Genomic DNA, 26,019 nt, shown 5'->3' on the forward strand with positions numbered 1-26,019 from the left:
ACACTCCTACTTAAACTACCAGACAATCAACGAATTTAATCAAATAATAAATAGTAATAAAGCTGCTTAACTAATTGTCCAGATTTCGTTTGGATATCCAGTTATTAGTTTACTGAATGTAAACTGTTCACTGTCCACCGTTAACCTAAATACTTTATTGTTATAATTTTATTACAGTATTTGGCAGTCGGATAATTTGAGATTAACTTTGCATCATGCAAATAGACAAAAAAGACATCAGAAGTTTATCTAAGGAACAATTAAGGGATTTCTTTGTTTCTCAGGGAGATAAGGCATTTAGAGGAAACCAAGTGTACGAGTGGTTGTGGAGTAAGGGAGCTCATAGCTTTGAGGATATGAGTAACTTATCATTGGCTACCCGTGAAATGTTGGATGCTAACTTCGTCATTAACCACATCAAAGTAGATAGTATGCAGGTAAGTACTGATGGTACAATCAAGAATGGTGTGCAGTTACACGATGGTCTTATTGTGGAGTCTGTTTTGATCCCAACAGAAACGCGCACGACTGCTTGTGTTTCTTCTCAGGTAGGTTGTAGTTTAGATTGTGAGTTCTGCGCTACGGCACGCCTTAAGCGTATGCGTAACTTGAATCCAGATGAGATTTACGATCAAGTATTAACCATAGACCAACAAAGTAGACAAAATCACGGACATCCGTTGTCTAATATTGTGTTTATGGGAATGGGAGAGCCGTTAATGAACTATAATAACGTACAGAAAGCCATTGAGAAGATTACTTCCGAAGAAGGATTAGGGATGTCTCCTAAGCGTATCACAGTGTCTACTTCTGGTTTGCCTAAGATGATTAAGAAATTGGCGGATGATGGAGTGAAGTTTAAGTTGGCTGTTTCACTACACTCAGCTATTGAAGAAACGCGTAATCGAATCATGCCATTTACAAAGAACTTTCCACTGACTGATTTGAGAGAAGCACTTCAGTACTGGTATAGCAAGACGAAGAGTCGAGTGACTTATGAGTACGTGATATGGAAAGATATAAACGATGATAAAGCATCTATTGATGCTTTAGTTAGGTTCTGCAAGTATGTACCGTGTAAGGTGAATTTGATTGAATATAACCCTATCGACGATGGAGAGTTTCAACAAGCTTCAGAACAGGCAACGAATGCGTATATCCGAGCATTAGAAGCAAATGATATAACTGTTGTCGTTAGACGCAGTCGCGGTAAAGATATCGATGCTGCTTGTGGGCAGTTGGCTAATAAATCTTAATTGCCTTTAGCTTTTGCAAGCTAATTTAAAACAGTAATTGAGAATAGTATTATAAAAACTCTTTTTGTTTCATTTGTAGCAAAAAGAGTTTTTTTTTGGAAACGGTTTACCAACAAAAAAGTCGTATTTTTGATTTCGTTATGAACATAGTACAGCAAATACAGAGTCCGATTAAAACTGAAATGGAGCTTTTTGAGAAAAAGTTTCACAAGTCAATGACTACTAAGGTCGCATTGTTGAATCGAATCACTTATTATATTGTAAATCGCAAAGGGAAACAAATGAGACCCATGTTTGTTTTCTTAGTGGCAAAGATGGTCGGTGAAGGCGAAGTCAATGAGCGTACTTATAGAGGAGCTTCTGTCATAGAACTTATCCACACGGCTACTTTGGTTCACGACGATGTGGTCGATGATAGTAATAAACGCAGAGGGTTCTTTTCTCTTAATGCGCTTTGGAAGAATAAAATTGCGGTATTAGTTGGAGATTATTTATTAGCCAAAGGATTACTTCTTTCCATTGACAATGGAGATTTTGACTTATTGCGTATTATATCCGTGGCAGTTCGTGAGATGAGTGAAGGAGAGTTGTTACAGATAGAGAAAGCCCGTCGATTGGATATTACGGAAGAAATTTACTATGAGATTATCCGTCAGAAAACTGCGACTTTAATTGCAGCATGTTGTGGGTTGGGTGCTGCTTCAGTACAACCTGACAATACAGAATTAATAGAGAAGATGCGCAAGTTCGGCGAAGTGATCGGAATGGCTTTCCAAATAAAAGATGACTTATTTGATTATACCGATGGTCCTATCGGTAAACCAACAGGTATTGATATTAAAGAGAAGAAAATGACTCTACCTCTTATCTATGCCTTAAATACTTCTGACGCAAAAGAGCGTAAGTGGCTTATCAATTCTGTCAAAAATCACAACGAAGATAAAAGACGTGTGAAAGAGGTAATCGCCTTTGTTAAAGAAAAAGGAGGCCTTGAGTATGCTACTACTAAAATGATAGCGTATCAGCAAGAGGCACTTCAAATTTTGAATCAGTTTCCAGAATCCCCTTACAAAGATTCATTGGTTACAATGGTGAATTATGTTATTGAAAGAAAGAAATAGTTATATAAACTGACAGGATATATAAAGAAGTCGCTTGATATTACCTTAAGCGACTTCTTTTTTTATCTTTGCAAGTATCAAGAAGTAAAGTAAAATATGATTTCCAAAAGTACCATAGATGCCGTTTTTGACGCCGCTCGAGTAGAGGAGGTGATAGGGGATTTTGTACATTTAAAAAAGGCGGGAAGTAATTATAAAGGATTAAGTCCTTTTGTGAATGAGAAAACGCCCTCTTTCATGGTTTCTCCGGTAAAGCAAATATGGAAGGACTTTAGTTCAGGAAAAGGTGGAAATGCAATTAGTTTCATTATGGAACACGAGCACTTTACCTATCCAGAAGCTATTCGCTATTTGGCTAAGAAGTATGGCATTGAAATAGAGGAGACAGAACAAAGTCAAGAAGAAAAAGAAATGCTGAACGAGAAAGAAAGTATGTTCGTCGTGTCTGAGTATGCTAAGAAATACTTTCAAGAGGTACTGTTTAATTCCGAGGAGGGAAAAGCGATTGGATTATCATATTTCAAGGAGAGAGGTTTTACAGAGGATACGATTCGAGAGTTCGGATTAGGTTATTCTCCTGATAAATGGGAAGCGTTTACTTCTGATGCACTTGGTAAAGGGTACTCTTTGGAATACCTCGAGAAAACTGGATTGACAATAGTCAAAGAAGATCGTAAGTTTGATCGATTTAAAGGGCGTGTCATGTTTCCTATTATGAGTATGTCTGGTCGAGTATTGGGATTTGGTGGCCGTATTTTGACGAATGATAAGAAGGCTGCTAAGTATTTGAATTCTCCAGAGAGTGATATCTACCATAAGAGTAAAATATTGTACGGTATATCACATGCTAAACAGGAAATTGCCAAGAAGGATAATTGTTATTTGGTAGAAGGTTATACAGATGTTATCCAAATGTATCAATCTGGTATTAAGAACGTTGTGGCTTCTTCAGGGACTGCATTGACGCCAGACCAAATTCGTTTGGTAAATCGCTTGACGAAGAATATCACTATGCTATATGATGGTGATGCTGCCGGTATTCGCGCTTCGTTTAGAGGAGTAGATCTAATTTTAGAGGCAGGAATGAATGTTCGGGTTTGTCCTTTGCCTGATGGAGAAGATCCGGATAGTTTTGCTCGTAAACATTCGCTGGAGCAATTGGAGAAGTATTTTGAGGAGAATGCAACGGACTTTATTCGCTATAAGGCGAATATGCTTATGGACGAGGCTAAACACGACCCTATTAAAAAAGCTGATCTGATACGCGATATGGTCATGAGTATTTCTAAAATACCAGATCAGATACAAAGAGAAGTATATGTGCAGGAGTGTGCGCGTATTATGGATATATCGGAGGATGTTATCTTTAATTCACTTGCTCAACAAGGTAGAAAGGAGCTTCAAGAGGCAAATAAAAAATATAATGAGGAACGCAAGAAACTTGAGGTTGTTCACAGCAAGAGCGAACAACGCAACCGACCTGAGGACGATCCTTTGTATATTCTTGAACGCAAGATTATAGAGATCTTATTGTTGTATGGCAATGTAAAGGAAGTGTTTACGGAACTTGTTTATGAAACCAATGAGGAGAATGACATTGTTGTTAATGAACACAAAGTTGAACAAAAGGTCTATGAAAGAGTATTTTTAAGTTTACAGGAGGATGAAGTACACTTGACTAATTCTCTTTTTCAAAAGATTTACTCGAACTTAATTGCGTATTACAATCACAATGAGTGGAGTTTAGAAAACTATTTAAAGCAATTAGATACGGAGCTTTCAAATGAGGTTACAAGTATCATTATGGATGATGAGAAATGGACGTTACACAATTGGGAGTCACAGAATATCTTCGTTAAACAGAAAACACAGGGTATTGCACAGTATGTTTCAGAAACCATTCTTACCTTGCGTATGTACTTAGTTAATAATCTTGTTGAGAAGTACAAACAGAAATTACCTGCAGAAACGAATGTGAAACGCTCAAATGAAATGCTCACTGTAATTATGGATTATACAAGCTTGATTAATTTGTTCTCTAAACGCTTAGGACAAGTCACATCAAGGTTTAAAAATATAGAGGGATAATTAACAAAAGATAGCCTTTGCTATCTTTTGTTAATTAAAGATTTCAATGTCAGTAGTGACTTGCGTATTTGTGTTGTAAAGTTTACGGACTATTGCATGATATGTTATATAGTTATTGTTTTGTCCTTTACTAAGGTTTAATTTCATTCGAAGGTAGTTGTCATTTCTATTATTGCAACTTTCTTTAAATATAGAATTAAAGTTGATTACACTGCGAAACCCATTAACATAAACTTGACCTATAATCAAATCTTCATTTCTCCAATCAATTTGACCTCTGTAATATACTGCTCCTCTAACTCTGTCTTGAAATTCATGTTCAGATCTGATTACTGTAAAAGAATCTCCTTGTAAGCCAATCACTTGGAGATTACTGGTAGGTGATGGTCTTTGTTCGTTTAGTTTATAGGTCTCGTAGTAATCATTGCCACAATAGTCATCATCTGTACTACACGATATTAAACCAAACATTACTATTAATAAATAAAATACTTTTTTCATAGTTTTAATTTTTATTCAAAAGTAGCTAATATTTTAAATAGTATGTATGGTAAGAATGAGTTATTTTAACAGTTTACTTTAAACTGGTAGGAATAATACATATAGGTATAGGGTTTATCTTGTGTTGATTGATTCGATTTAATCTGCTGTAGATTTCAAAGACTTCTTTCTCTCTTCCTGTAAAGTCATCTGTTTTAGCTCCTTGTTCGTGAGCAAGCATTGCTATCTCTAATTCGTCGTATGACGCTCCTAATTGATCTTCATCAGATCGATCATCGCCAAATAAACCATCAGTAGGTTTTGCAATGATAATACTACTTGGTATTTGAAGATATTCACCTATTTGTCTAACTTCTGATTTCATTAAGTCAGCAATTGGACTTAGGTCAACCCCGCCATCACCGTACTTTGTGAAAAAGCCTACACCAAAGTCTTCGACTTTATTTCCAGTTCCCGCAACTAATGATCTGTTTATTCCCGCAAAATAATAAAGAGTAGTCATTCTAATTCTTGCTCTTGTATTGGCCAGTGTTAAGTTAAGTAAATATTCGCTTTGGCTACTTGGTACCGCTTTAATTAGAGATTCAAATGTATCTGTAAGATCTGCTTCTACTGATTGTACATTATTGAACTTGGCTTTTAAGAATGAGATGTGCTCTTTTGCTCTTGTTACTTGTGAAACCTCTTGATGTATAGGCATCTCTACGCATAATAGGGGTAAGCCTGTCATTGCGCAAAGTGTTGAGGTTACGGCAGAGTCTATTCCTCCCGATATACCGATTACATAGCCATTAACTTTAGCTTGAGTTGCATACTCTTTTAACCACATTACAATGTGGTTAGTTACAGCTTCCACTTGAAAGTTTTTATTCTTCATAGTATCCAATTTTTTAGTGCAGTCTCAGCTATCTTTTTATCTTTGTTTGAATAAAAATCACGATGAGCTATGACATTTTTCAAATTTAGTAAATTATCAGCTGTTCTTTTCTGTAGTCTTTTCCTTTTTTTAGTGAGTTGCAGTGATGAGAATAGTAAATTAGATCAAGAAGTTGCTAAGATTCCAATGAATATTGAAGTATATCGCTTTGATGAGATTTTTTACAAAGCATCTATGGAAGAGGTTCCCGCTGTAAAGGAACAGTTTCCGTATCTATTTCCTCATGAGGTTTCTGAGCAATATTGGTTGAATAAGAAAAAGGATACTTTGTTTGCAGAATTAAATCAGGAGGTTGAGAAGAAGTTTAAAGATTTGGGAAGTATTCCACAGGAAGTTGAGGCTTTCTCAAAGCGCGCCAAGTATTATTTTCCAGCTGAAAGCGATAAAAAGAAATTTATTACTGTTGTGAGTGAGGTAGATATTACGTTGAAAGCTGTTTATGCAGATACACTTGTCTTTGTCTCACTTGACACATACTTAGGAGAGGATCACAAGTTTTATCAAGGTTTTGCGCAGTATTTGCGACCGGAGTTTAATCTGAATCGAATGCTACCTGATCTGGCAGAGAATTTTATTATTCAAAAAATGGAGCAACCTACTGACCGTCGTTTTATTGGTAATTTAATTCATCATGGCAAGATTTTGTATGGTAAGGAGGTATTATTGCCAAAGGTCAGTAAAGAAGATATTATAGGGTACTCTGCAGATCAACTACGCTGGGTAGAATTAAATGAGGGAGAAGTTTGGCGTTATTTTATGGATGAACAGTTGCTTTATAGCACAGATCTTAAATTGAATAAACGTTTTATCGACACAGCTCCATTCTCTAAGTTTTATTTAGAAATAGACAATGAGGCTCCTGGAAGAATTGGTACCTGGATAGGTTGGCAAATTGTGCGTTCGTATATGAAAAATAATAATGTAACTTTGCGGGAGCTTTTAACAAAAAGTACTGACGAAATTTTTCAACAATCAAAATACAAACCTAAGAAGTAATGAGTAAGAAACACGTTTCTGATATTAATATTAGAGTAGAATTAGACGACAATAGAGTTCCGGAGAAAATATTGTGGAATGCTAAAGATGGAGGTGTTGAAGCCGCTGCTGCCAAAGCAATGTTATTGTCTATTTGGGATCACAAGGCTCAAGAGACATTGCGTATCGATTTATGGACGAAGGATATGCCAGTAGATGAGATGAAAAAGTTCTTTCATCAAACGCTTGTTGCAATGGCAGATACTTTTGAACGTGCTACACAAGACGAGAAAATGTCTGCAACAATGAGAGATTTCTGCGAGTATTTTGCAGAGAAAATGGAATTGTTAGAAAAATAAAAATAGAGGCGTTTACGCCTCTATTTTGTTATGTATCTTAATCAGTTTAACTCTTAGACTACCATTAAATTACAACCTCTGATATCAGAGTTGTCAAATCTACCTAATATTTCAAAAGTACCATCTGTATATTTCTTTCCCAAGTCTTGCGTTGCGATAAACGAACAAGAGTTTATATTAGCTAAATCAATGACGTTAACCCCTCCGGTTTTCCCGTTCTCTACATAGCTTAAGGCATCTTCAGGATCCCTTGTTAAGATATCCATCCATGGAGGACATTGAAAAATGCCGTCTCCTAAGGAATATCCTTGAGACAATAGCTCAGTCATCCCATATTCAGAGTGTATTTTATTTACGCCCAAACCTTTGCACAATAGATTGTGAAGTTCTTCCCTTATCATCTCTTTGCGTTTTCCTTTCATACCTCCTGTTTCCATAATGATGGTATTGTTTAATTGAAAAGACTGCAATTCAATCAAATCCAACAAAGCATAAGTTACTCCTATCAACAAGATATTTTTGCCTTCTTTATCTAAAGTCGTTAGTGTATCTGCTAATTCTTTATAGTTGTGTAAATAGAACCCACTTTCAGGGTGAATAGAGGACTTAATGAAATCGTCTGCCATATAGATTAAAGAAGAGCCTTCTCTTTCTAAATATGACGGTAAAAGGGCTAAAACTACGTAATCTTCTATGTTTCCATAGAAGTACGAGAAAGCCTGTCTAAAACTATCTTCGTAAAAAGCTAAATCAGTGACATGATGTTTACTTGTCACCATACCAGTCGTACCGCTACTTGTAAAGGTTGTTTGTATCGGAGATGTAGAGCTTAATACATCTTTAGATTTAAAGAATTCGATTGGTAAAAATGGAATATCAATTACAGTCTTGACCTCTTGAGGCGTTCTCTGAAGTAAATCGCAAAATTGCTTATATACAGGATTGTTTTCATATTGAAAGCGATATACTTTCATGGTTACTTTATGAAAGTCTTTCTTCGTCTGTATTTGTATAATATCTTCTGGTCTAAACACGAGTGTCAAATTTTGTACAAAAATACAAATAAAAAAAGCATCAATATATATTGATGCTTTTTTACGTATATTAATTATATTATTTACTTCACTATAATCTTACGAGTGGCTGTTGAGTTTTCCTCTGTTATTTTCATAATGTAAATACCAGCATTTACACTGTAAGGTAAAACAAGTTCTTTAGAGTTTAATGTAACTTGAAACATCTTCTTTCCAACTACATTATACAATTCAACTTCTTTTTGTGCGTTTTTAGAAGATTCTATAAATATTTTACTGTTGTTTACAACAGGATTAGGGTATATAGAAAGTCCTTCAATACTCTGTGTAGAATATCTTGCTTCGTTTGGTTGGATTCTATCCTGAGCGAAAGCTGTACCTCCAGCTATCAAACCAAAGAATGTTAAAAGAGTATAAAAGTATTTTTTAGCCATATACGTAAATATTTGGTATAAATGTAGTTAATAAAAATCAAATATAAAAGGAAAAAGTCCTGCTTTTTTTATAGCAGAACTTTTTATAACACATTTTATTCACTTAATTAGTTTAGACCTACAGTCCAACCTTTTGTCCACTCTGGAGCTTTATCCTTGTTTCCTGCTCCATCGTTATCTTTCTCAACAATTGCTTTACTTACGTCAACAGCTTCTTTACCACTATTAGCTCCTTTGAATTTCTCTGTGATATTCTTTCCGAATTGAATACCATTGATTTTTAAAGAACCATCGTTTACATTTTTGATTGTTTCATCATGTTGAATATCTACTCCAACAGCCCAGAAATCAGCAAAAACATTTGATAAGTTTCCTTTTGTACCTTCACGTAGTTTTAATGCTTGAGCTTCTGACCCTTCTAATGAACCAAGTAAAGTGATGTTCTTGATTGTAGGGTTTGAATAAGGTGCTGCTGCGTTATCCTTACTGCTGTTATCAGCTTCAATACCTCTATTTCCTTCAGCTCTTTTTGAGTACCAGAATTCGTTATTTTGTCCAGACCAACCTTGCGTCCAGTCAAATTGATCATCTTCGTTATTTGTTGAAACTAAGTATTTAGCACTTACTGTACCACCAAACCATTCGAATCCGTCATCTGAACCTTCGTGAGCTTGTACATATTCTATTACTGTTCCCGAACCAACTCCAAATAATGAAAGTCCGTTAAATTCTTTTTCTGATGAGAAGTTAGCTCCTGCATACTCAATTCTTAGGTATTTAATAGATCCTGAGTTGTCATCTGCTTTATTTCCTCCATATGTCAAGTCTGCTACTTCTGACTGTGCAGTTTCACTTCCTCCATTGATTGGTGCTTTTCCACAAATCACTAATCCTCCCCATGAACCTCTTTCTACTTTTGAAGAAGTCATTACTACTGGATTTGTGCTTGTTCCTTTTACATCAATTAGTCCACCTTGAGCGATTGCAATATAAGAAGCGGTTCCTCCAGTACCGATGATTTTTGCTCCTTCTTCGATCACAAGTTTTCCACCATCTTGTACTTCAAGTTTTGATGTTAATGAATATTCTTTGTTTTTTTCAAGTGTGCGAGTTTCTCCTTTTTTCACTAACCCTGAAATTTCTTTTCCTTCTCCATTTCCGTTACCGTTTCCATTTCCATTTCCGTTATCACTGTTGTTGCTATTATCATCTGATGAACAACTTGTTATAGCTACTGATAGAGCTAAAATTGATAAACCGTTTCTAAATAATTTTTTCATAATTTAATTGTGTTACTTATTTTGTTATACAAATATTGAAAACAATTTTTATTTGCAGGTTAAGTGATTGTAAACTAATCATTAACAAAGCGTTAAGTAATGAACATAAAATCAAATAATATTGTTCGTTTTGACTTAACATACCCCTATAGGTAGGTCTTTTGTTAAGGCTTTGTAAACATTTTTGTTTATCGTTGAAGTCAATGTAATATGTTTTGTAGCTTTTTTGTATTTGAGAACGTATTCCAACAAAAAAAAGTGGATTACATTGAGAGATGTAATCCACTTTTCGAATAATTAATTTAGAGTTTAGTTTAGAATGTGTATTTCAAACCAAGACTTAAATTAGAACCTAACTTATATGATTGTACTGTTACATCTTGTGTTTTGTTTTCCTGTTTTCTTTCGATTGAAGGATTAAGTAAGTTCTTAGCGTTTAAACTAATTCCAAAATTTTCATTGAAGTTAAATTTGAAAGCAAAGTCTAACATATTAAATGCTTTATCTACTAAGTTTCCACTTTGTTCTGTTCCCAGTGCATAGATCTTATCCGAGAAGTAAGCGTAAGATAGAGTAGCGATTAAGCTCTTTTCTTTCCACTCTTTGATATAGGATAAATCTGCGTTTAACAATAGATCTGAAGCTCCTGTAAAAGATGAGTTTTCTTCTGTGAAGCTTGTCGAAAGTGGGTTTTCATCAGCCACTTTTTTATTGTCTAACTCTTGGTAAGTCTTCATCCAAGACGCATTAAGACCTCCTGTAATTTTATTTGTTTCAGCATCGTCAAATGAGATTAAGTTTTTTCTAACTTCAACTTCTAATCCCACTGCATATCCATAGTCACCTGTGTTGACATAAGAAATGTCATTAGATGCAGAAGCTATAGTAACCTCGTTAATTGGATTTTGGATGTATTTTCCAAAAACAGTTGCTGAGTAAACTTCATCATTTGTTGGAAACATTTCCCATTTCAAATCTAAGTTGTAGTCATCAGAAGCGTAAACGAATGGGTTACCCGTTTTCGTTTCTGTAATATCTTCATATAAAAATAAAGCTCTTTCTTTAAATTGTGGTAAAGTATATGTCTTTGAAGCTGCTAATCTCAAGTTTTGAATATCTGTTAGCTCATACTTTAAAGACAAGCTTGGTAAGAAAGCATTTTTTGTCAACTCGTTTTCACTACCAACATTGTCTAATTGCGTTTGCCATTTTACATTCTGAGTGATTGTTTCAAATCTCGCTCCTACAACCCCAGATAAACGATCACTCAATTGATATTCAACATTGATGAAACCTGAATGTATATCAAGATCTCCTGTATAAGTTTGTGGTTTTAACGCATCTTTTGTTTCAGCTCCACCTCTAAACGTATATGTTCTAAAGTATCCTTTTTCAAAATTATCTTGGTTAAAGAAACTGTCTAATGCTAAAGGGTTAATGTTTTTGTTATGTGCATTTACGATTTGGAAGTTAAATTGTGTTGCTTCGAAATCTCTCTTTTTATTGCGGAAGTTGTATCCCACAGTCATTTTTCCTTTGTAAAGGTTCTCACTGTTTTTTGCAAAACTGTAATCTAAAGCTACGTTAGCTGCAAATTCATTCTCTGTTAGATCTTCAAAATAACGGTGATTGTCTGATCTCGAGTTTGTAGAGAAGGCATATGAATCACTTCCATTATTGTTTAGTGTGTATTGTTGTCTATCTGGGGTTTGAGCAGAAATGCTGTTGAATGCTGTCCCCCATCTAAACTTAAGTTGCTCATTGATTTCGTGATTTCCCAAAAGTTGATTGACAAATAAGCGATCTTGTCTATAGGTACCTCTTGATATTAGTGTTTCAGCTCCTAATTCTTCTGAAGTAGTATCTCTTATATATCCATTATATTGCTCGTTTTTCTCTTTTGAATCATTGATAAATAAGAAGTTATATTTAATATTGTGTTTCGGGTTGATACTGTAATCAGCATTAAACATTGCTGTTGTATTTGTACTGTACTCATAAACTTTTCTGTTCAATTTTTTAGTGTAATTATCTTGTGCTTGAACTGAGCCAGAAAGTCCTTCGTGGAATCCAAAATTATTTCCAAAAGAAACAGTTGCAAATAAATCCAATGAAGATTCTTCACCAAAGAAAAATGATTTACCACCATTGACGTTTATGCTTGTTCCTATTGGTACTCTCTTTTCGGATTGAGTTGAATTATTGAAAGAGAAAGAACTCAAAGGGTTGTTTGGAATCTTGGTATTTGAAAAACCAAATGAGTTTCTATCAGCAATAGAATAAAATGTACTTTCTCCTATGGCGTTAGTATTGACATTCGAGCCGATACCTATTTCGAGAAAATCATTCCCGTGGTGTTTTTTTGATATGATGTCGATATTTGCACCAGCAACATCTCCATATTGCTTTACGCTATAAGCCTTGTCTATAGATATGTACTCAACAATATCAGTTGAGAAAATGTTTAAGTCAATATTCTTTTTCTCTGGATCGTTTGACGCCAAAGGCAGTCCGTTTAACGATGTACTATTGTATCGGTCGCCAAGTCCTCTTACGAAGATTGTACCTGACCCCTCTTGTTTAGATATTCCTGTTGTTTTTGTTACAGCAGTCGCAACATCACTTACTCCTTTTCTCGATAATTCTTGAGATCCGATATGTTGTTTGATTTCTGCTGCTTTTTGTTGGTCAAGTAATAGAGCTGATTCCCTACTTTTTGAACGTGTAGCTTCTACGACTACTCCTTCAAGTTGGATGCTTTCCTCCTCTAAACTCATGTTTACTTTAAGGGGTTTGTCTTCAATAACTTGAATGGTCTTTTCCGCAGTTTTATACCCTAAGTACTGGTATACAAGTGTGTAATTTCCTGGTTTTAAGTTGAATTCATACTTTCCGTTAATATCAGTATTTGTACCGATTGTTTGGTCTTTAATACTAACTGTTGCAAAAGCAAGTGGTTCTTGAGTTGTTTGGTGAGTCACTATACCATTTACTTTGACTGATTGCGCTTGGACAGCGCAGGTAGTTGCAACTAATGCAACCAGATTTAATAATTTCATAAAAATTCAGTTGTGTTTTGACGCAAATAACTTAACTGAATGTGAAGTGAGTGTTAAGGCAACATTATCAAATCGTTATGCCATTGTTATTAAATGGTTAAGTTATTAAAAAATCGTAAACTAAATTTTTTGTATTTTAGAATATTCTATCTTTGAGCCCTATAAACACACAACATTATGATGAAAAATGAGGATATTACTATTTTAATCGCAGATGACGAGTTCCAAAATATTGAACCCTTAGTTTACAATTTGAAAAAGGAGGGTTTCAACTTAGTTACTGCCTTGAATGGTGTAGAAGCTGTAGCAAAAGCAAAGCAATATCGACCTGATTTAATTATTCTTGATGTCATGATGCCTGAGATGGATGGGATTATGGCATGTCAAGAGATACGCACTTTAGAGGGCTTTGAGGAAACAGTAATTGTCTTCTTAACAGCACGTGAGGAGGATTTCTCTCAAATAGCAGGATTTGCTGCAGGTGCAGATGACTATTTAACTAAACCTATCCGTCAGAAGGTTATTGTTAGTAAAATACAATCTTTGCTGAGACGAGTGAAAATCGATGAGATTATCGATGAGAATGTCGTTAAGATTGGCTATTTCCTTGTGAACAAGAATACGTACAAGGCTTATTATAAAGGGGAGGAGTTAGTCCTTCCAAGAAAAGAGTTTGAACTACTTTTTTTACTATCATCTAAACCCGGTTATGTATTTACACGTGAGGAAATACTGGAGTCTATATGGGGCATGGATGTGATTGTGGGTGGGCGTACTATTGATGTACATATTCGAAAATTGCGTGAGAAATTAGGTGAAGACTACTTTAAAACAATTAAAGGAGTGGGATATAAGTTTGAAAATGTAGAATATTAATATTTTTAAACATAGCGTATTAATGTCTGTAAAGTTCAAGAAGACTTATAAATTTGCACTGAAGGCATCACTGTATATCATGTTGTATGGTTTTGTTTTAGTCATGCCTTTAGTTATTTATTTTACAACTGTTTCATGGTGGCTGTATATCGTCCACAGTATCCTGGTTTTCTTTATCTCTTTCTTTATTATTCAGTACAGAGTTGAGCACTTTATCTATCGCAGAGTGAAAAAAATCTACGACAATGTGTCTTTATTAGAGCATACTGAATTGCGATCTAAAGCTGTCACTACTGATATGCAAACGCTAACTGAGGAAATAGAGAAGTTTGCTACAAACAAGAAGATTGAGATCGAATCTCTTCAAGTGAGAGAAGAGTATCGCCGTGATTATTTAGGAAATATCTCTCACGAATTGAAAACTCCTTTATATACTATCCAAAGTTATTTAGAAACGCTTCAAGATGGCGCTATAGACGATCTTGATATCCGCGATCAATACCTCGAGCGCGCGATGCAAGGAGTGGATCGTCTAACCTTTATCATAAAGGATTTAGATATGATATCTAAATTAGAAACAGGTGCTTTACATTTAGAAGTTGGTGTATTTGACATTGTAGCTTGTATCCAAGAAGTGTTTTATTTTCTTGAGTACAAGGCAAAACAGCGACATATCACTTTAATGTTTGACATGAGTTACGATATGCCAATCTATGTGAAGGGCGATCGCGATCGCATTAGTCAGGTATTGACTAATTTGGTGAGTAACTCAATTAAATACGGAAAAGACAAGGGAACTACTGAAGTGAGTATTGAAGATTTAGTTCAAAATAAAATGATTATTCGCGTAACTGATAATGGTGAAGGCATCAAGAAGGAGCACATACCAAGGCTTTTTGAGCGTTTCTATCGAATAGATAAAACGGGATCAAGGCAAGTAGGGGGCTCTGGATTGGGCTTGTCTATTGTCAAGCATATCGTAGAGGCACACGAAGAGCATATCTATGTCGAAAGCAGTTATGGATATGGATCGGAGTTTTCATTTACTTTAGAAAAGGCTCCTTTAGACGCTTATGCAGATCCTTTAGCGACAGATTAGTTTGATCAAAATAGCATAGAATGTTTTTCTTTAAGTTTAAATAATTATTTTTGCTCAAAATTTTTCTAAATAAAATAAATAGTGGGAAGTAAAAATAAGTTAAAGCGATTTAGAGAGAACGAAACATTTGGTAACGTTTTCCAGCCTACAAGGGAAGATATGATTGAAAATTTGCCACAAAAAGGCAAATGGGCAAAAGAAGTATTTCAAAATGACAATCCGATTGTTTTGGAATTAGGATGTGGAAAGGGTGAATATACAGTTGAGTTAGCTAAGCGTTTCCCTGAGAAAAACTTCATTGGCATTGACATTAAAGGAGCTCGATTTTGGCGTGGAGCAAAGACTGCTGTAGAGTCAGGAATGACTAATGTTGCATTCTTACGCACGCAAATAGAGTTGATTGAATATGCTTTCGCACAAGGAGAAGTTAGTGAAATTTGGATTACTTTCCCTGATCCACAGATAAAATATAAACGCACTAAACACCGTCTTACCAACTCTGAGTTTCTGAAGAGATATAAGAATATCCTTACAGCGGATGGTATTATGAATCTTAAGACGGATAGCGAGTTTATGCATGGGTATACTTTAGGACTTCTTCACGGAGAAGGTCATGAGGTATTGTATGCAAATCACCATATTTATAAAAATGAAGGTGCTCCTGCAGTGGTTACTGAAATTCAAACATTTTACGAGTCACAATATTTAGAGGAAAATAAACCTATTACTTACATTCAATTTAGAATAAAATAGAATGGAAGTAGAAGGAATAATATTACTATTATATGGTTTTATGGCAGCAGTCCTTGGAGTTTCACTCCCAGGACTGTTGAACATGACTGCTGTAAAGATTTCGCAGGAATATGGGTACAACGATGCCTTTAAATATATCTGCGGGGCTTTGAGCGTAATATTTATTCAGACTTTTATCGCTATATTTTTCTCTCGATTGATTGAATCGAGTCCTGCTATTACGGAAGCTTTACACGAGATTGGACTGGCAATTTTTTCAGTATTGACGATCTACTTTTTTTTCTTTGCTAAGCGCAAAGAAAAAAGAAAACACCAAGGAGACATTCCCAAAAGACAAACTCCGTTTCTACAGGGAATCCTGTTGGCCTCTATCAATGTTTTTTCTATTCCTTTCTATGTCTTTTTGAGTATAACATTAGCCACGTACGATTACCATATCTTTGATCAAATCTACACTATACTATTTTCGTTAGGAGTAGTGATGGGATCGGCTTTGATGTTTTATATGTATATCTACTTCTTTAAGAAGATTACCAGGGAAGATGCTTTTATCCTAAAGAACATCAATTACATTATAGGTAGTATTACTGCGATTATTAGTTTAATTACGGTTTATAAGTTATTGCGTTAAAGATGAAGGAACAGAATTTTTTTGAACGCGTCTATGCCGTAGTTAGGCAAATACCTCATGGTAGAGTAACTACATATGGTGCTATCGCCAGGGCTATCGGTGCAGCTCGATCTGCACGTATGGTTGGTTATGCGATGAATGCCTCGCATGATGACGATACAGTTCCTGCTCATCGCGTAGTTAATCGCAATGGACTACTTACAGGCAAATTTCACTTCGATGGAACGAATCTAATGCAACAGTTATTGGAGAGTGAAGGAGTGGAAGTTGTTGATAATAAAGTAGTCAATTTTAAAGAACTCCTTTGGGAACCTACCGTGTACGAAGGAGAATAAATAGTTTTAAAAATTCCCCTTTTTCTACAGAGGCATATTACTCTCTTGTTGTTTAGATGCCAATAGCTCATATTTTGTATTAGTTTGTTTACATCAAATTTTGAAAGTAAAATGATTGCTATTTTTTGTAAGTCTATTAGGATTCTTCTCTTACTATTCATTCGATTTAAGCCTTCAGATTATTGCTTCTGCATATTTATTGGCAACTTACCTATCGCTTTGTAGCGACATACAAAGACATTGCTTGGGGTTTTCTTGCACCTTTCTTCGACAAAAGGGCCCTCTAGGCAAGTAAACCCCTAGAAAAGTGCAAGAAAACCCCAAGGAAGTGCAAGCCAACCCCTCTTATAAAGTATGCTAATCTGCTTTTTAAAATTCATCAACCTCCTCATTGATTTTGGTAATTTCGTCCTTAGATAAGATAGAATTAACTTTAGTTAGTGCTTAAATATCTGTATCTTAATGTCTTCATATTGATAGTATTTTTTCTTTTCTATTATCGAGTTCAAGGTTTTTTATATTTTTTCACTTCTTTAGGCTGTAGCACTCTTGTTTAGTAATACTATTGAGATTGTATTACTTTAAGTTGTTGATTATTAAAAGTATATATCTTTTAGTGTTTTGATAGGTTAGAAATTATATCGGTCTTGAAGATAGTTTGGGGTGTTGTTGAATAAATTAAAGAAACTAAAGATATTGAGGATGAGTTATTGCATTTTAATGTATAATTTTAGAAGTCAAAAATAGTTATGAAAAGCTTTTTATTTTTAGTGTTATCTCTTTTTACGATGGTGACTACTTGTTAATCAAGTGGTGATAGGTATTCCTCCTATATTAAGAAAGACCTTTTCGGGTCTTGGGAATTTGTGTATTCGAAGGTATATGATATAGAGGGGAATATGGTAAGTGAAGTGGGAGAGGAAAGCCCTAATCACTGTAAGTTATTGGTTATAACTTTTGGTGAAGAAAGCATAGAGTATTTTAAGTATAATGGTATAGACAAAGAAGGAAAGTGCATAGTATTGATCAAAAAAGTAAAGTACGATTTGAGAGATAACTGTATTTATACACTTGACGGTGAAGGGGATTTAGTTTTGGGAGATATGGTGGTAATTAAAGAATTATCTGCGGATACGCTTTCTTTTTATAGAAGGTTAGCGAATCCAGTTGTCAATAATGGAATAGTGCTTCAAGGCGTAGAGTTGCAGTTGAAAAAGGTGAAATTGACAAATGCAGAATATGAGATAGAGCATGGTCTTTAAGCCCACGCTGTCGATCTTAGTAGATTATAATGTATCTGTACATGATGCGGTAGGCACAGCTTCTTAGTGTCTGATTTCTAATTCTTTAATTAATTTAATACAGTGGGAAGTTAAGACTGAAGACCGTTCTTTCTTCTCGCCTGTGGTACGTTAGGTACCCATTGTGCATCTCTACAATATTCTTAGAGAGCGGTAGTCCGATACCAGCACCTTCTTCGCGAGTGGTGTAAAAAGGTATAAATATTTTGTGTTGAATTTCCTCGGCAATCCCACTACCTGAATCTGTAAAGTCGATGTAGATACGATTATTCTTTTCGTATAGATCTACCGTTATTTGCTTGGTAGGTTGCTTGAGTACAGCGTAAATTGCGTTGGTTAACAAGTTGATAAATACTTGTTCTATCTGTTGTTTATCTACGTTTAATAGGACATTGTCAGCCAGGTTTACTTTTACAGAAATACCGCTTTTTTTAAATAGTGGTTGCAAAGTTTCGATACTATTATTTAATAGAGATTTTAGATTTGTAATCTGTTTTTTTGGACTTGGCAACATAGTCAATCTCCTGTAATTATCAATAAAGTGCTTTAAGTGGTCTGTTCTATTGACAATCGTTTGTACACTAATTTTGATATCTTCTAAGTCTTCCGAGGTAAGCTCTGTATTATCGTTTAAGATTTGTTGTGTATTATGTGCAAGCGAGTGAATAGGAGTTAGTGAATTCATGATTTCATGAGAAATAATTTTCATTAAGTTTTCCCAGGTATCCTTTTCTTTTTTGTCTAAAACATTTTGTATCGAGTCCAATAGGACAATAAAGTATTCTTGGTCATGACTTACTGTTTTTGAAGTTTGTAGCATGAACGTCTGTTTATTTTCATTCTCTATTTGGAGGTCAATAGACCCTTTCGATTCTTTGAACCCAAGTTGGGTAATATGATTGGTCAATGAAGGTAGTAATCGGTTGAGATTGTACCATGTCTTTACTTTTGGGATGTCAAATAGTTCAGAGAAATAATTGTTGACAAGGAAAAGCTCCCACGTATCTACCTTTCTTTCAAAGATGATAATTCCTGTTTCTAAGCTGTTTAATATGTTGAGGTAAACGAGTTCTTTAACCTCATTTTTCATTTGGTCATTTTGCAATTTGTGATAGAGCTTTTGCAGATTGTCAAAAGTGTCGTTTTTTTGAGGTTTGGAAGTCTTTAAGCTATAGTCTTCATAGAGCATAGCAAGGACGACCCTGTCTATGGTATTGTAGTACTTTTTCTGAAAGTAGTAAAACTCAACAAATAGCATGATAATTACGAAGCTAATCAACACAAGGGAGTAGTTAAGTTTCTGTTCAAAGACAACTACTGCTAAAAGCCCGAGTAACAATATGGTGAAAATGCGTAAAAATGCTTTGATGTGGAATGACATAGCTCAAGTAACTTTAATTTTTAATATTGTATTTTTCTAATCGTCTATAAAGTGCAGCCCTTGACAAACCAAGTTCTTCTGCCGTTTGGGATATATTTCCCTCGTGTTTTTCAAGGCATTTGACGATAGAAATACGCTCCATATCTTGTAGGGTATTTTCTTCTTGATTTTGGGGTATGACCATTGTTAAGGAAATACCGAAATCGCTTATTGCCAAATCATTTTCTTCAGATAAGATCATCGCTCGTTCAATTCGGTTTTGCATTTCCCGAATATTACCCTTCCAATCGTACTGTTCAAGTGTTTCAAGGACATCTGTTTTGATATTGGGAATCGCGCGGTCGTATTTGTTTGCATACTGTTCCAGAAAGAAATTGACAAGGGGAATGATATCTTCTTTGCGTTCACGCAATGGAGGTAGATTCAAAACAACCGTATTGATTCGATAGTATAAGTCTTCTCTGAAGAGTTTGTTTTGTACTTCTTGTTCTAAGTCAGTATTCGTAGCTGTAATGATGCGTATATCCACTGCTCTCTGTTTAGATTCTCCCAGTCGAATCACACTTTTTGATTGGATCACTTGAAGTAATTTTGCTTGCAAGTGAAGGGGAACATTGCCAATTTCATCCAAAAAGATTGTACCGCCATTGGCTGCTTCGAATCGACCTTCTGTATCCTGTTTAGCATCTGTAAAAGCACCTTTAGCATAACCAAACAATTCACTTTCAAATAAATTCTCATTGAGTGAGCCTAAGTCAACGTGAATAAAAGGCTTGTCACGACGTGTAGAATTGTCGTGGATGTGTTTGGCAAGGACATATTTTCCCGTACCATTCTCTCCTAAGATTAAGGCATTAACATCTGTTTTGGCTACTCTATTTGCCATATTGTATACCTTTTCAATCGAAGGTGCTTGACCGACAAACACATTGTCTTTTTCTGGTAAGGCTAAGGCCATTGCTTTTTTCTTGCGAGTTTGTTTGATTGCTACTTTGATGGTTTCTACTAAAGTTTCATTGCTCCAAGGCTTTAGTATATAGTCGATAGCCCCAAGCTTGATGCCCTCCACTGCAGTTTCAACATTTCCATAGGAAGTCATCAGTATAATTTGCGTTTTCGGAGAGATGCGCTTTATTTCTTTAAACCAAAATATACCCTCTTTTCCGTCTTCAAATCCAACTCTAAAATTCATGTCCAAAAGGATAACGTTTACTTCTTCTGTTGAGATGTATTCGATAGCCTTTTTTGGGTTCGTATTCGTATTTACTGTTTCGAAATGACGTTTTAAAAGCATTTTTGCAGCTATTAGAATCTCAGTGTTGTCATCGAGAATTAGAATATTAGCAATTGTTTTTTTCATAGTTAGTGGACGGTTTTACAAAATCGAACATAAAGGTGTTCATTATCGAACAGTCTGCTTTAGCTTCCGTTTTGCAAGTTGTTGAATAATATGTTGTTAGCAATTCTTTATTAATTGGTATAGTTTTCCTTTTAAATACTTGAAAAAGAAAGACATGGATAGAGCATTGCCTCGTAAAAATAGAAAAAAAGTTAAAGTAATTGCAATTGTCGTGGCAATATTACTTTTAACTTTCGCTACTTATAAAACTTTCTTTCAAAATATCGCTTTGAATGTTGAGAGAAAAGAAGTTCGCATACGTGCGGTTGAGGAAGGTTTTTTTGAGGATTATATTTCCTTTCAGGGACAGGTTGAGCCTTTGCACTCCATGTTGATAAATATAGTTGAGGGAGGTGCTATTCAAGAGTTATTCATTGAGAACGGTGCGTTTGTAAAACAAGGAGATCCCTTAGTGAGATTGTATAATCCAAGTACGGAGTACAACTTTATGTCGCAGGAAAATGCGTTAATTGAGCAAATGAATAATCTGAATGTCAGTAAGATGAATATACGAAATCAAGAGATTAACTTGACAAAAGATCTTATTAGTGTTCAACATGATTATAAGGAGGCAGAGTTAATGTATGAGTTGAACAAAAAACTATATGATCAAGAGGTATTGTCAAAAAGTGATTGGGAACGCACAAAGGAATCTTTTCGTTATCAACAAGAGCGCAAGGCCTTGATTGAAGAAAGTATTAGCAAAGAAAAGCAGACAAGTGCTGTTCAGCTTACTCAGATAGAGCAATCTATGGTTGTCATGCAGAAGAGTCTTGTGAAGTTAAGAGAAAACAAAGAAAATTTCTTATTGACAGCTCCTATATCGGGTCGATTGTCATCTTTTGATGTAATTTTAGGAAAAACCTATGCTGCAGGTGAGAGCATTGGAAAGATAGACGTTATGAAGGGGTATAAATTAGTAGCACAGGTTGATGAGTTTTATCTTGAGCGCATTCAGGTAGGTCAGAAAGGTCAAATCGATATGAAGGGACAATTGTTAGGGGTTGAGGTAAAGAAGATTATTCCGGAGGTAAAAAAGGGAAGGTTCGAAGTACAATTGGAGTTCTTAACAGATAAAGAATTGAAGCTTCAGGAAGGAAGCACCTTTGGTGTAAAATTATTCCTATCTGGAAAAGAGAAAAGACTTTTATTGGCAAAGGGTAATTTTTACCAAGAGACATTAGGAGAATGGGTTTATGTCGTAAAGAACAATAGAGCTGAACGAAGAAAAATAGAAATAGGTAGAGAAAATCCAGCCTATTATGAGATAGTATCGGGGTTACAGCCAGGGGAAGAAGTGATAATATCGAGTTATAAAGATTATTTGAGAGTTGAATATTTAAATATTAAAAATTGAGATTATGGTAATACAGATTAAAGATATGTCTCGTGTGTTTCAAACAGAAGAGGTAGAGACAACAGCCCTTAATAAAGTGAATCTTGAGGTGAGAAAAGGAGAGTTTATCTCTGTAATGGGACCTTCAGGTTGTGGAAAGTCAACGTTGCTTAATATCATCGGTTTACTTGATAGTGTAACAGGAGGTAGCTATCTCTTGTTAGACAAAGAAATGGTTGGACTAACCGAAGGACAGCGTTCACAAGTAAGAAAAGAGAATATTGGTTTTATCTTTCAGAACTTTAACTTGATAGATGAGTTATCAGTGTACGATAATATAGAGCTGCCTTTACTTTATAATAAAGTGGGGAGCAGTGAGCGCAAAAAGCGTGTAATGGAAATTGCAGAACGCTTAAATATTGTACACCGATTGAAACATTATCCTCAACAATTGTCAGGTGGTCAACAGCAGCGTGTTGCGGTAGGACGTGCTTTGGTTACAAATCCCAAGATTGTTTTAGCCGATGAGCCAACTGGAAATTTAGACAGTAAAAATGGGGGAGAAGTTATGGAGTTGTTAACAGAACTTCATCAACAAGGAGCGACTATAATTATGGTGACTCACTCTAACCATGATGCATCTTATTCAGAGCGTACTATTTTGATGAAAGACGGTATGATCCTATCTGAAAAGATTAATACAAAGATTGTTGATGTTTTTGCAGAATAAATTATGGTACGTATAATAATTAGTTTCTTCTTGTTTTTAATGTCTTGGGTGATGAGTGCCCAAACGACAAAAACAGTTGATATAACAGGGAGTATTGTTGCTCTGGATGTGTCTTACCCTATTAACGTCTATGTCGATGCGACGAAGGACGATAATGTCATAAAGGTTGAAGCAAAGGAAGATGTAATTGAGTATATCTCTGTAAGGCAGGTAGGTCAGAAAGTTGTTGTTGATGTAGATACTAAAAGTAAACGAAGAAATCTGGGAATTGGAACTGTAAATGTCTACCTCAGCCAAAAGAGTATTGAAAAGTTTTCGGTTAGTGCTGTTGCAAAAGTATATGTAAGCGGGAGGATGAAAGTGAATAGCCTTACTGTTGGCGTTGATGCGAATGGTGGTCTTCAAGGAGATTTTCAGGCAAATTCAGTGAGCTTGAATATAGATTCTGCTGGATGGTTTAAAGGGAATATATCAGCAACTTCTATAAAGGCAAATATAGATTCTGCTGCTAAGGTTACTGTCAGTGGAGATGTAGAGTCGCTAACTGTTAATGTCGATAGTGCAGCAACATTTGACGGTAAAGACTTAAAGGCTAAAAACGTCAAAGTGGAAGCAGATTCAATGGGGAAAGCATTGGTATATCCTACAGAAAGCCTAAATGCTTATGCAGATTCAATGGGAAAAGTGGTCTATTATAACACACCGAAAGAATTAAAGAAATATACTGACTCAATGGGGTCTGTGAAATCAAAGTAATAATGTTGCAGAATTGGCTTAAACTATATATTGCGTTCATCAATAAATCAAGGTATTTTTTCTTGTGGAATATCTTGGGATTAGCACTTGGAATCAGTGCGGTTGTACTTGGGACTATTCACTATCAAGATGAATATGGGTATAACCGTTGGATACCTGAGGTGGATAAGATATATGAAGTAAATATTGATGTAGGTACAGAGGCCAATTCAATTTATATACCTGCAGGGGTTGGGCCTTCTTTACAGCAAAATAGTTTGGTTGACAACTATTGTTATTTTGCAGTAGAGTACCTCGAATTTTATGCAGCAAGCACACTCAGTAATCGTGTGCAAAAGGGGATATTGAATACACAAAGGAGTTTTTTTGACTTTGTTCCCTTCGATTTTGTCTATGGAAGGGCAGATGAGGTTTTTCAAGATGACTATTCTATAGCTATCTCGAATGAGGTCGCTCAGTTTTTTTTTGGCGATAAGAATCCAATTGGCGATACGTTGTCTTTGGCTCATCAGCCTTATATAGTAAGAGGAGTGTATCAACTGAATAAGAATGTGACTATTCGACCACAGGTGGTACTGGCTAATATGGAATGGCATAAGGAGGAAAGTAAATCACTGTGGCAAGAAAATATTGGAGGCTTACTGGTAAAGATGAAGCACGAGGGAGATACGCTTTTGGTTTCAAGATATTTAGCAGATACATTTAAGCAACAAAAGCGAGCGAATAAGTTTTTTGATGAAGGAGAAGATGTTTCAGTTAGTTTATCCTCTTTTAGAGAAGGTAGGTTTGTTTCTAAACAGACTGCCCTTTTGGAAGGTAAGACAAAGCATGATACTGTTAACCTTATCACTGCTTGTTCTATTCTCATTTTTATACTGAGTATTCTAAATTATATCATATTAAATCAAACAAGTGTTTTAATAAGAGCAAAAGAGTTTAGTATTCGAAAAATAGTGGGAGCAAGTAAGTTTCAACTCGTTTTTCAGATCGTGTTTGAGACACTGCTCAACTTAATCTTATCACTACTTGTCACATTGGTATTTATAGAAATTAGCTTACCCGTATACAATCAGTTTCTGCACAAGACATTGCTGTTTTCTTTTGTTGAGTCATTTGATATTATCGCTATAATTAGTGTTGTTGTTATAGTATTAGGGGGATTTATCCCCGCTATTTATGCTAATTATATTACTCGTAAGCATATTGTCAATAAGGTGCAGGGTTCATTATTGGTTTCGATGAAATGGCGTATGTGTTTGGTTGTTTTACAGTTGATCATTGCCTTTTTCTTTATGATAGGAGCCTTGATTATTCACAGTCAGGTGGAGTATGTTAAGCGTCAACCATTAGGATTTGAACACGAGGAGGTTTTACAAGTCAAATTATATACACAGCAAATTAGGCGTAAGTTCTACAAAGGAGAGAAGATAATCGACCAGATTAAAGAGATTAAAGGGGTTGACGGAGTTGCCTTATCTACTTTGTCATTTAAGAGCAAGTCAATGAGTAGTAATCATATAGCTTATTTTGGGCAACAGTTAGTAAGTGATTTTGTACTTGAAGGGGTAGATGACGAGTATCTTACATTAATAGGTTCGCGTGTTTTAGCTAAAGAAGTAGATATTCCTTCAGAAGTATCTACTGTTGTAGTTAATCAAAAGTTTGTTCAAAAAATGGGAGTTCCTATAGAGAAGGTTATAGGAGAAGTAATTTCATTTGAAGGAGTTACTTATGTTATAGAATCAGTTATAGCGGATTTTTACAATAGTGGATTTGAACAAAGAGTAAAGCCAACTATCTTTTTTAAATGGCGAGATATAGAATTTCTTCCCTATATGATAGAATCTTTATCAATTAAGATTGATAAGGACGAGAGTGAGGAAACAATGGAAAGGATTTTAGCTTACTGGATTGTGAATGTGGATGTGGAGTATCCATTCGAAGTGATGACGATTAAAGAGCATATCGCTTTTACTTATGAAAGGGTAATTTCTCAACGCAATATGTTTGTCCTTTGGAATTTAGCAGTAGTGCTTATTTCACTTTTTGGATTATATGCAACATTGTCTTTTGTATTGGAACAGAAAATGAAGGAATTGGTTATCCGAAAAGTATTGGGAGCAAGTACAAGAACGCTTTTGATACAGTTGATATATCCTTTTATAATAGCTGTTTTTATCTCTTTCTGTATCGCTGTTGTACCCACTTTCTTATTGATGGATAAATGGTTGCAACGCTTTGTATACAAAGAGGGTATATCATTTATGCCTTTTGTTATTTCCTTTCTTGTACTGTCATTTATTGTGACAGCTATATTGTTGCTGAAGGTATTGAAGGCTTTGAATTTTAAAATAATAAACTATTTAAAACACGAATAG

At 35.2% G+C, this 26,019-nt stretch carries 23 protein-coding genes; 15 read left to right on the forward strand and 8 right to left on the reverse strand.

Annotated features, from left to right (window positions below; genetic code table 11):
• Positions 1-215: 215 nt before the first annotated feature.
• From rlmN to dnaG, 3 genes are all read left to right on the forward strand, one after another.
• Complete coding sequence (rlmN, locus tag GOQ24_RS11400) at positions 216-1,256, forward strand: 23S rRNA (adenine(2503)-C(2))-methyltransferase RlmN (protein ID WP_155091534.1); 1,041 nt, start codon at positions 216-218, stop codon at positions 1,254-1,256.
• A gap of 140 nt (positions 1,257-1,396) precedes the next feature.
• Positions 1,397-2,377, forward strand: a complete 981-nt coding sequence (locus GOQ24_RS11405) for a polyprenyl synthetase family protein (protein ID WP_160339761.1) — start codon at positions 1,397-1,399, stop codon at positions 2,375-2,377.
• A 96-nt stretch (positions 2,378-2,473) separates the two neighbouring features.
• Positions 2,474-4,465 carry a DNA primase gene (gene dnaG, locus GOQ24_RS11410; protein ID WP_155091533.1) on the forward strand — a complete coding sequence of 664 codons (1,992 nt, stop codon included), beginning with the start codon at positions 2,474-2,476 and terminating at the stop codon, positions 4,463-4,465.
• 30 nt (positions 4,466-4,495) lie between these two features.
• Here the strand turns inward: dnaG and GOQ24_RS11415 are convergent, their stop codons facing one another.
• Together GOQ24_RS11415 and nadE are read right to left on the reverse strand one after the other, a co-directional pair.
• A complete protein-coding gene (locus tag GOQ24_RS11415; RefSeq protein ID WP_160339739.1) occupies positions 4,496-4,966 on the reverse strand; it encodes a hypothetical protein in 471 nt (156 codons plus the stop codon).
• Positions 4,967-5,039: 73 nt separating this feature from the next.
• On the reverse strand, positions 5,040-5,843 hold the full coding sequence (nadE, locus tag GOQ24_RS11420) for an NAD(+) synthase (RefSeq protein WP_160339740.1): 804 nt from the start codon (positions 5,841-5,843) through the stop codon (positions 5,040-5,042).
• Between the two features lie 69 nt (positions 5,844-5,912).
• Here nadE and gldB point away from each other — a divergent pair, with 69 nt between their 5' ends.
• Together gldB and gldC are read left to right on the forward strand one after the other, a co-directional pair.
• On the forward strand, positions 5,913-6,899 hold the full coding sequence (gene gldB, locus GOQ24_RS11425; protein ID WP_160339741.1) for a gliding motility lipoprotein GldB: 987 nt from the start codon (positions 5,913-5,915) through the stop codon (positions 6,897-6,899).
• On the forward strand, positions 6,899-7,237 hold the full coding sequence (gldC, locus tag GOQ24_RS11430) for a gliding motility protein GldC (RefSeq protein WP_155091529.1): 339 nt from the start codon (positions 6,899-6,901) through the stop codon (positions 7,235-7,237). The genes gldB and gldC overlap by 1 nt, the downstream gene beginning before the upstream one ends.
• A 53-nt stretch (positions 7,238-7,290) precedes the next feature.
• Here gldC and GOQ24_RS11435 read toward each other — a convergent pair whose 3' ends face one another.
• From GOQ24_RS11435 to GOQ24_RS11450, 4 genes are all read right to left on the reverse strand, one after another.
• Entirely contained in the window at positions 7,291-8,271 is a 981-nt protein-coding gene (locus GOQ24_RS11435) for an acyl transferase (RefSeq protein WP_160339742.1), read from the reverse strand.
• A gap of 83 nt (positions 8,272-8,354) precedes the next feature.
• The gene (locus GOQ24_RS11440; RefSeq protein WP_166520744.1) at positions 8,355-8,705 is read right to left on the reverse strand and encodes a T9SS type A sorting domain-containing protein; all 351 of its coding nucleotides are present in this window, start codon (positions 8,703-8,705) and stop codon (positions 8,355-8,357) included.
• Positions 8,706-8,812: 107 nt separating this feature from the next.
• Positions 8,813-9,985 carry a hypothetical protein gene (locus GOQ24_RS11445; RefSeq protein ID WP_160339743.1) on the reverse strand — a complete coding sequence of 391 codons (1,173 nt, stop codon included), beginning with the start codon at positions 9,983-9,985 and terminating at the stop codon, positions 8,813-8,815.
• A gap of 314 nt (positions 9,986-10,299) precedes the next feature.
• Positions 10,300-13,044, reverse strand: a complete 2,745-nt coding sequence (locus GOQ24_RS11450; protein ID WP_160339744.1) for a TonB-dependent receptor — start codon at positions 13,042-13,044, stop codon at positions 10,300-10,302.
• Between the two features lie 180 nt (positions 13,045-13,224).
• Between GOQ24_RS11450 and GOQ24_RS11455 the strand changes: the two genes are divergently transcribed.
• From GOQ24_RS11455 to GOQ24_RS11480, 6 genes are all read left to right on the forward strand, one after another.
• Positions 13,225-13,920, forward strand: coding sequence for a response regulator transcription factor (locus tag GOQ24_RS11455; RefSeq protein ID WP_155092701.1), 696 nt, complete (start codon positions 13,225-13,227; stop codon positions 13,918-13,920).
• Positions 13,921-13,942: 22 nt separating this feature from the next.
• Positions 13,943-15,019 (forward strand): sensor histidine kinase, encoded by a 1,077-nt coding sequence (locus GOQ24_RS11460; protein WP_160339745.1) that lies wholly within the window; start codon positions 13,943-13,945, stop codon positions 15,017-15,019.
• A gap of 81 nt (positions 15,020-15,100) precedes the next feature.
• Complete coding sequence (trmB, locus tag GOQ24_RS11465; protein WP_160339746.1) at positions 15,101-15,772, forward strand: tRNA (guanosine(46)-N7)-methyltransferase TrmB; 672 nt, start codon at positions 15,101-15,103, stop codon at positions 15,770-15,772.
• 1 nt (position 15,773) lies between these two features.
• Positions 15,774-16,403: a LysE family translocator gene (locus GOQ24_RS11470; RefSeq protein WP_155092676.1), complete on the forward strand. Its 630-nt coding sequence runs from the start codon at positions 15,774-15,776 to the stop codon at positions 16,401-16,403.
• A gap of 2 nt (positions 16,404-16,405) precedes the next feature.
• Positions 16,406-16,738, forward strand: a complete 333-nt coding sequence (locus GOQ24_RS11475; protein ID WP_155092677.1) for an MGMT family protein — start codon at positions 16,406-16,408, stop codon at positions 16,736-16,738.
• A gap of 899 nt (positions 16,739-17,637) precedes the next feature.
• Positions 17,638-18,000: a hypothetical protein gene (locus GOQ24_RS11480; protein ID WP_160339747.1), complete on the forward strand. Its 363-nt coding sequence runs from the start codon at positions 17,638-17,640 to the stop codon at positions 17,998-18,000.
• Between the two features lie 94 nt (positions 18,001-18,094).
• On the opposite strand, the gene GOQ24_RS11485 is transcribed toward GOQ24_RS11480, so the two are convergent.
• Together GOQ24_RS11485 and GOQ24_RS11490 are read right to left on the reverse strand one after the other, a co-directional pair.
• Positions 18,095-19,420 carry a sensor histidine kinase gene (locus GOQ24_RS11485; RefSeq protein WP_155092679.1) on the reverse strand — a complete coding sequence of 442 codons (1,326 nt, stop codon included), beginning with the start codon at positions 19,418-19,420 and terminating at the stop codon, positions 18,095-18,097.
• A 13-nt stretch (positions 19,421-19,433) separates the two neighbouring features.
• Complete coding sequence (locus tag GOQ24_RS11490) at positions 19,434-20,780, reverse strand: sigma-54-dependent transcriptional regulator (protein ID WP_160339748.1); 1,347 nt, start codon at positions 20,778-20,780, stop codon at positions 19,434-19,436.
• A 139-nt stretch (positions 20,781-20,919) separates the two neighbouring features.
• Here GOQ24_RS11490 and GOQ24_RS11495 point away from each other — a divergent pair, with 139 nt between their 5' ends.
• From GOQ24_RS11495 to GOQ24_RS11510, 4 genes are read left to right on the forward strand one after another with little or no spacing between them, the layout of a single operon-like run.
• Positions 20,920-22,176, forward strand: coding sequence for an efflux RND transporter periplasmic adaptor subunit (locus GOQ24_RS11495; protein ID WP_230381539.1), 1,257 nt, complete (start codon positions 20,920-20,922; stop codon positions 22,174-22,176).
• A 25-nt stretch (positions 22,177-22,201) separates the two neighbouring features.
• Positions 22,202-22,885, forward strand: a complete 684-nt coding sequence (locus GOQ24_RS11500) for an ABC transporter ATP-binding protein (protein WP_196216225.1) — start codon at positions 22,202-22,204, stop codon at positions 22,883-22,885.
• A 3-nt stretch (positions 22,886-22,888) separates the two neighbouring features.
• The gene (locus GOQ24_RS11505; protein WP_155092682.1) at positions 22,889-23,641 is read left to right on the forward strand and encodes a GIN domain-containing protein; all 753 of its coding nucleotides are present in this window, start codon (positions 22,889-22,891) and stop codon (positions 23,639-23,641) included.
• 2 nt (positions 23,642-23,643) lie between these two features.
• Complete coding sequence (locus tag GOQ24_RS11510) at positions 23,644-26,019, forward strand: ABC transporter permease (protein ID WP_160339749.1); 2,376 nt, start codon at positions 23,644-23,646, stop codon at positions 26,017-26,019.

The organism is Myroides sp. LoEW2-1, from assembly GCF_009767705.1.
Classification (GTDB): Bacteria; Bacteroidota; Bacteroidia; order Flavobacteriales; family Flavobacteriaceae; genus Flavobacterium; species Flavobacterium album_A.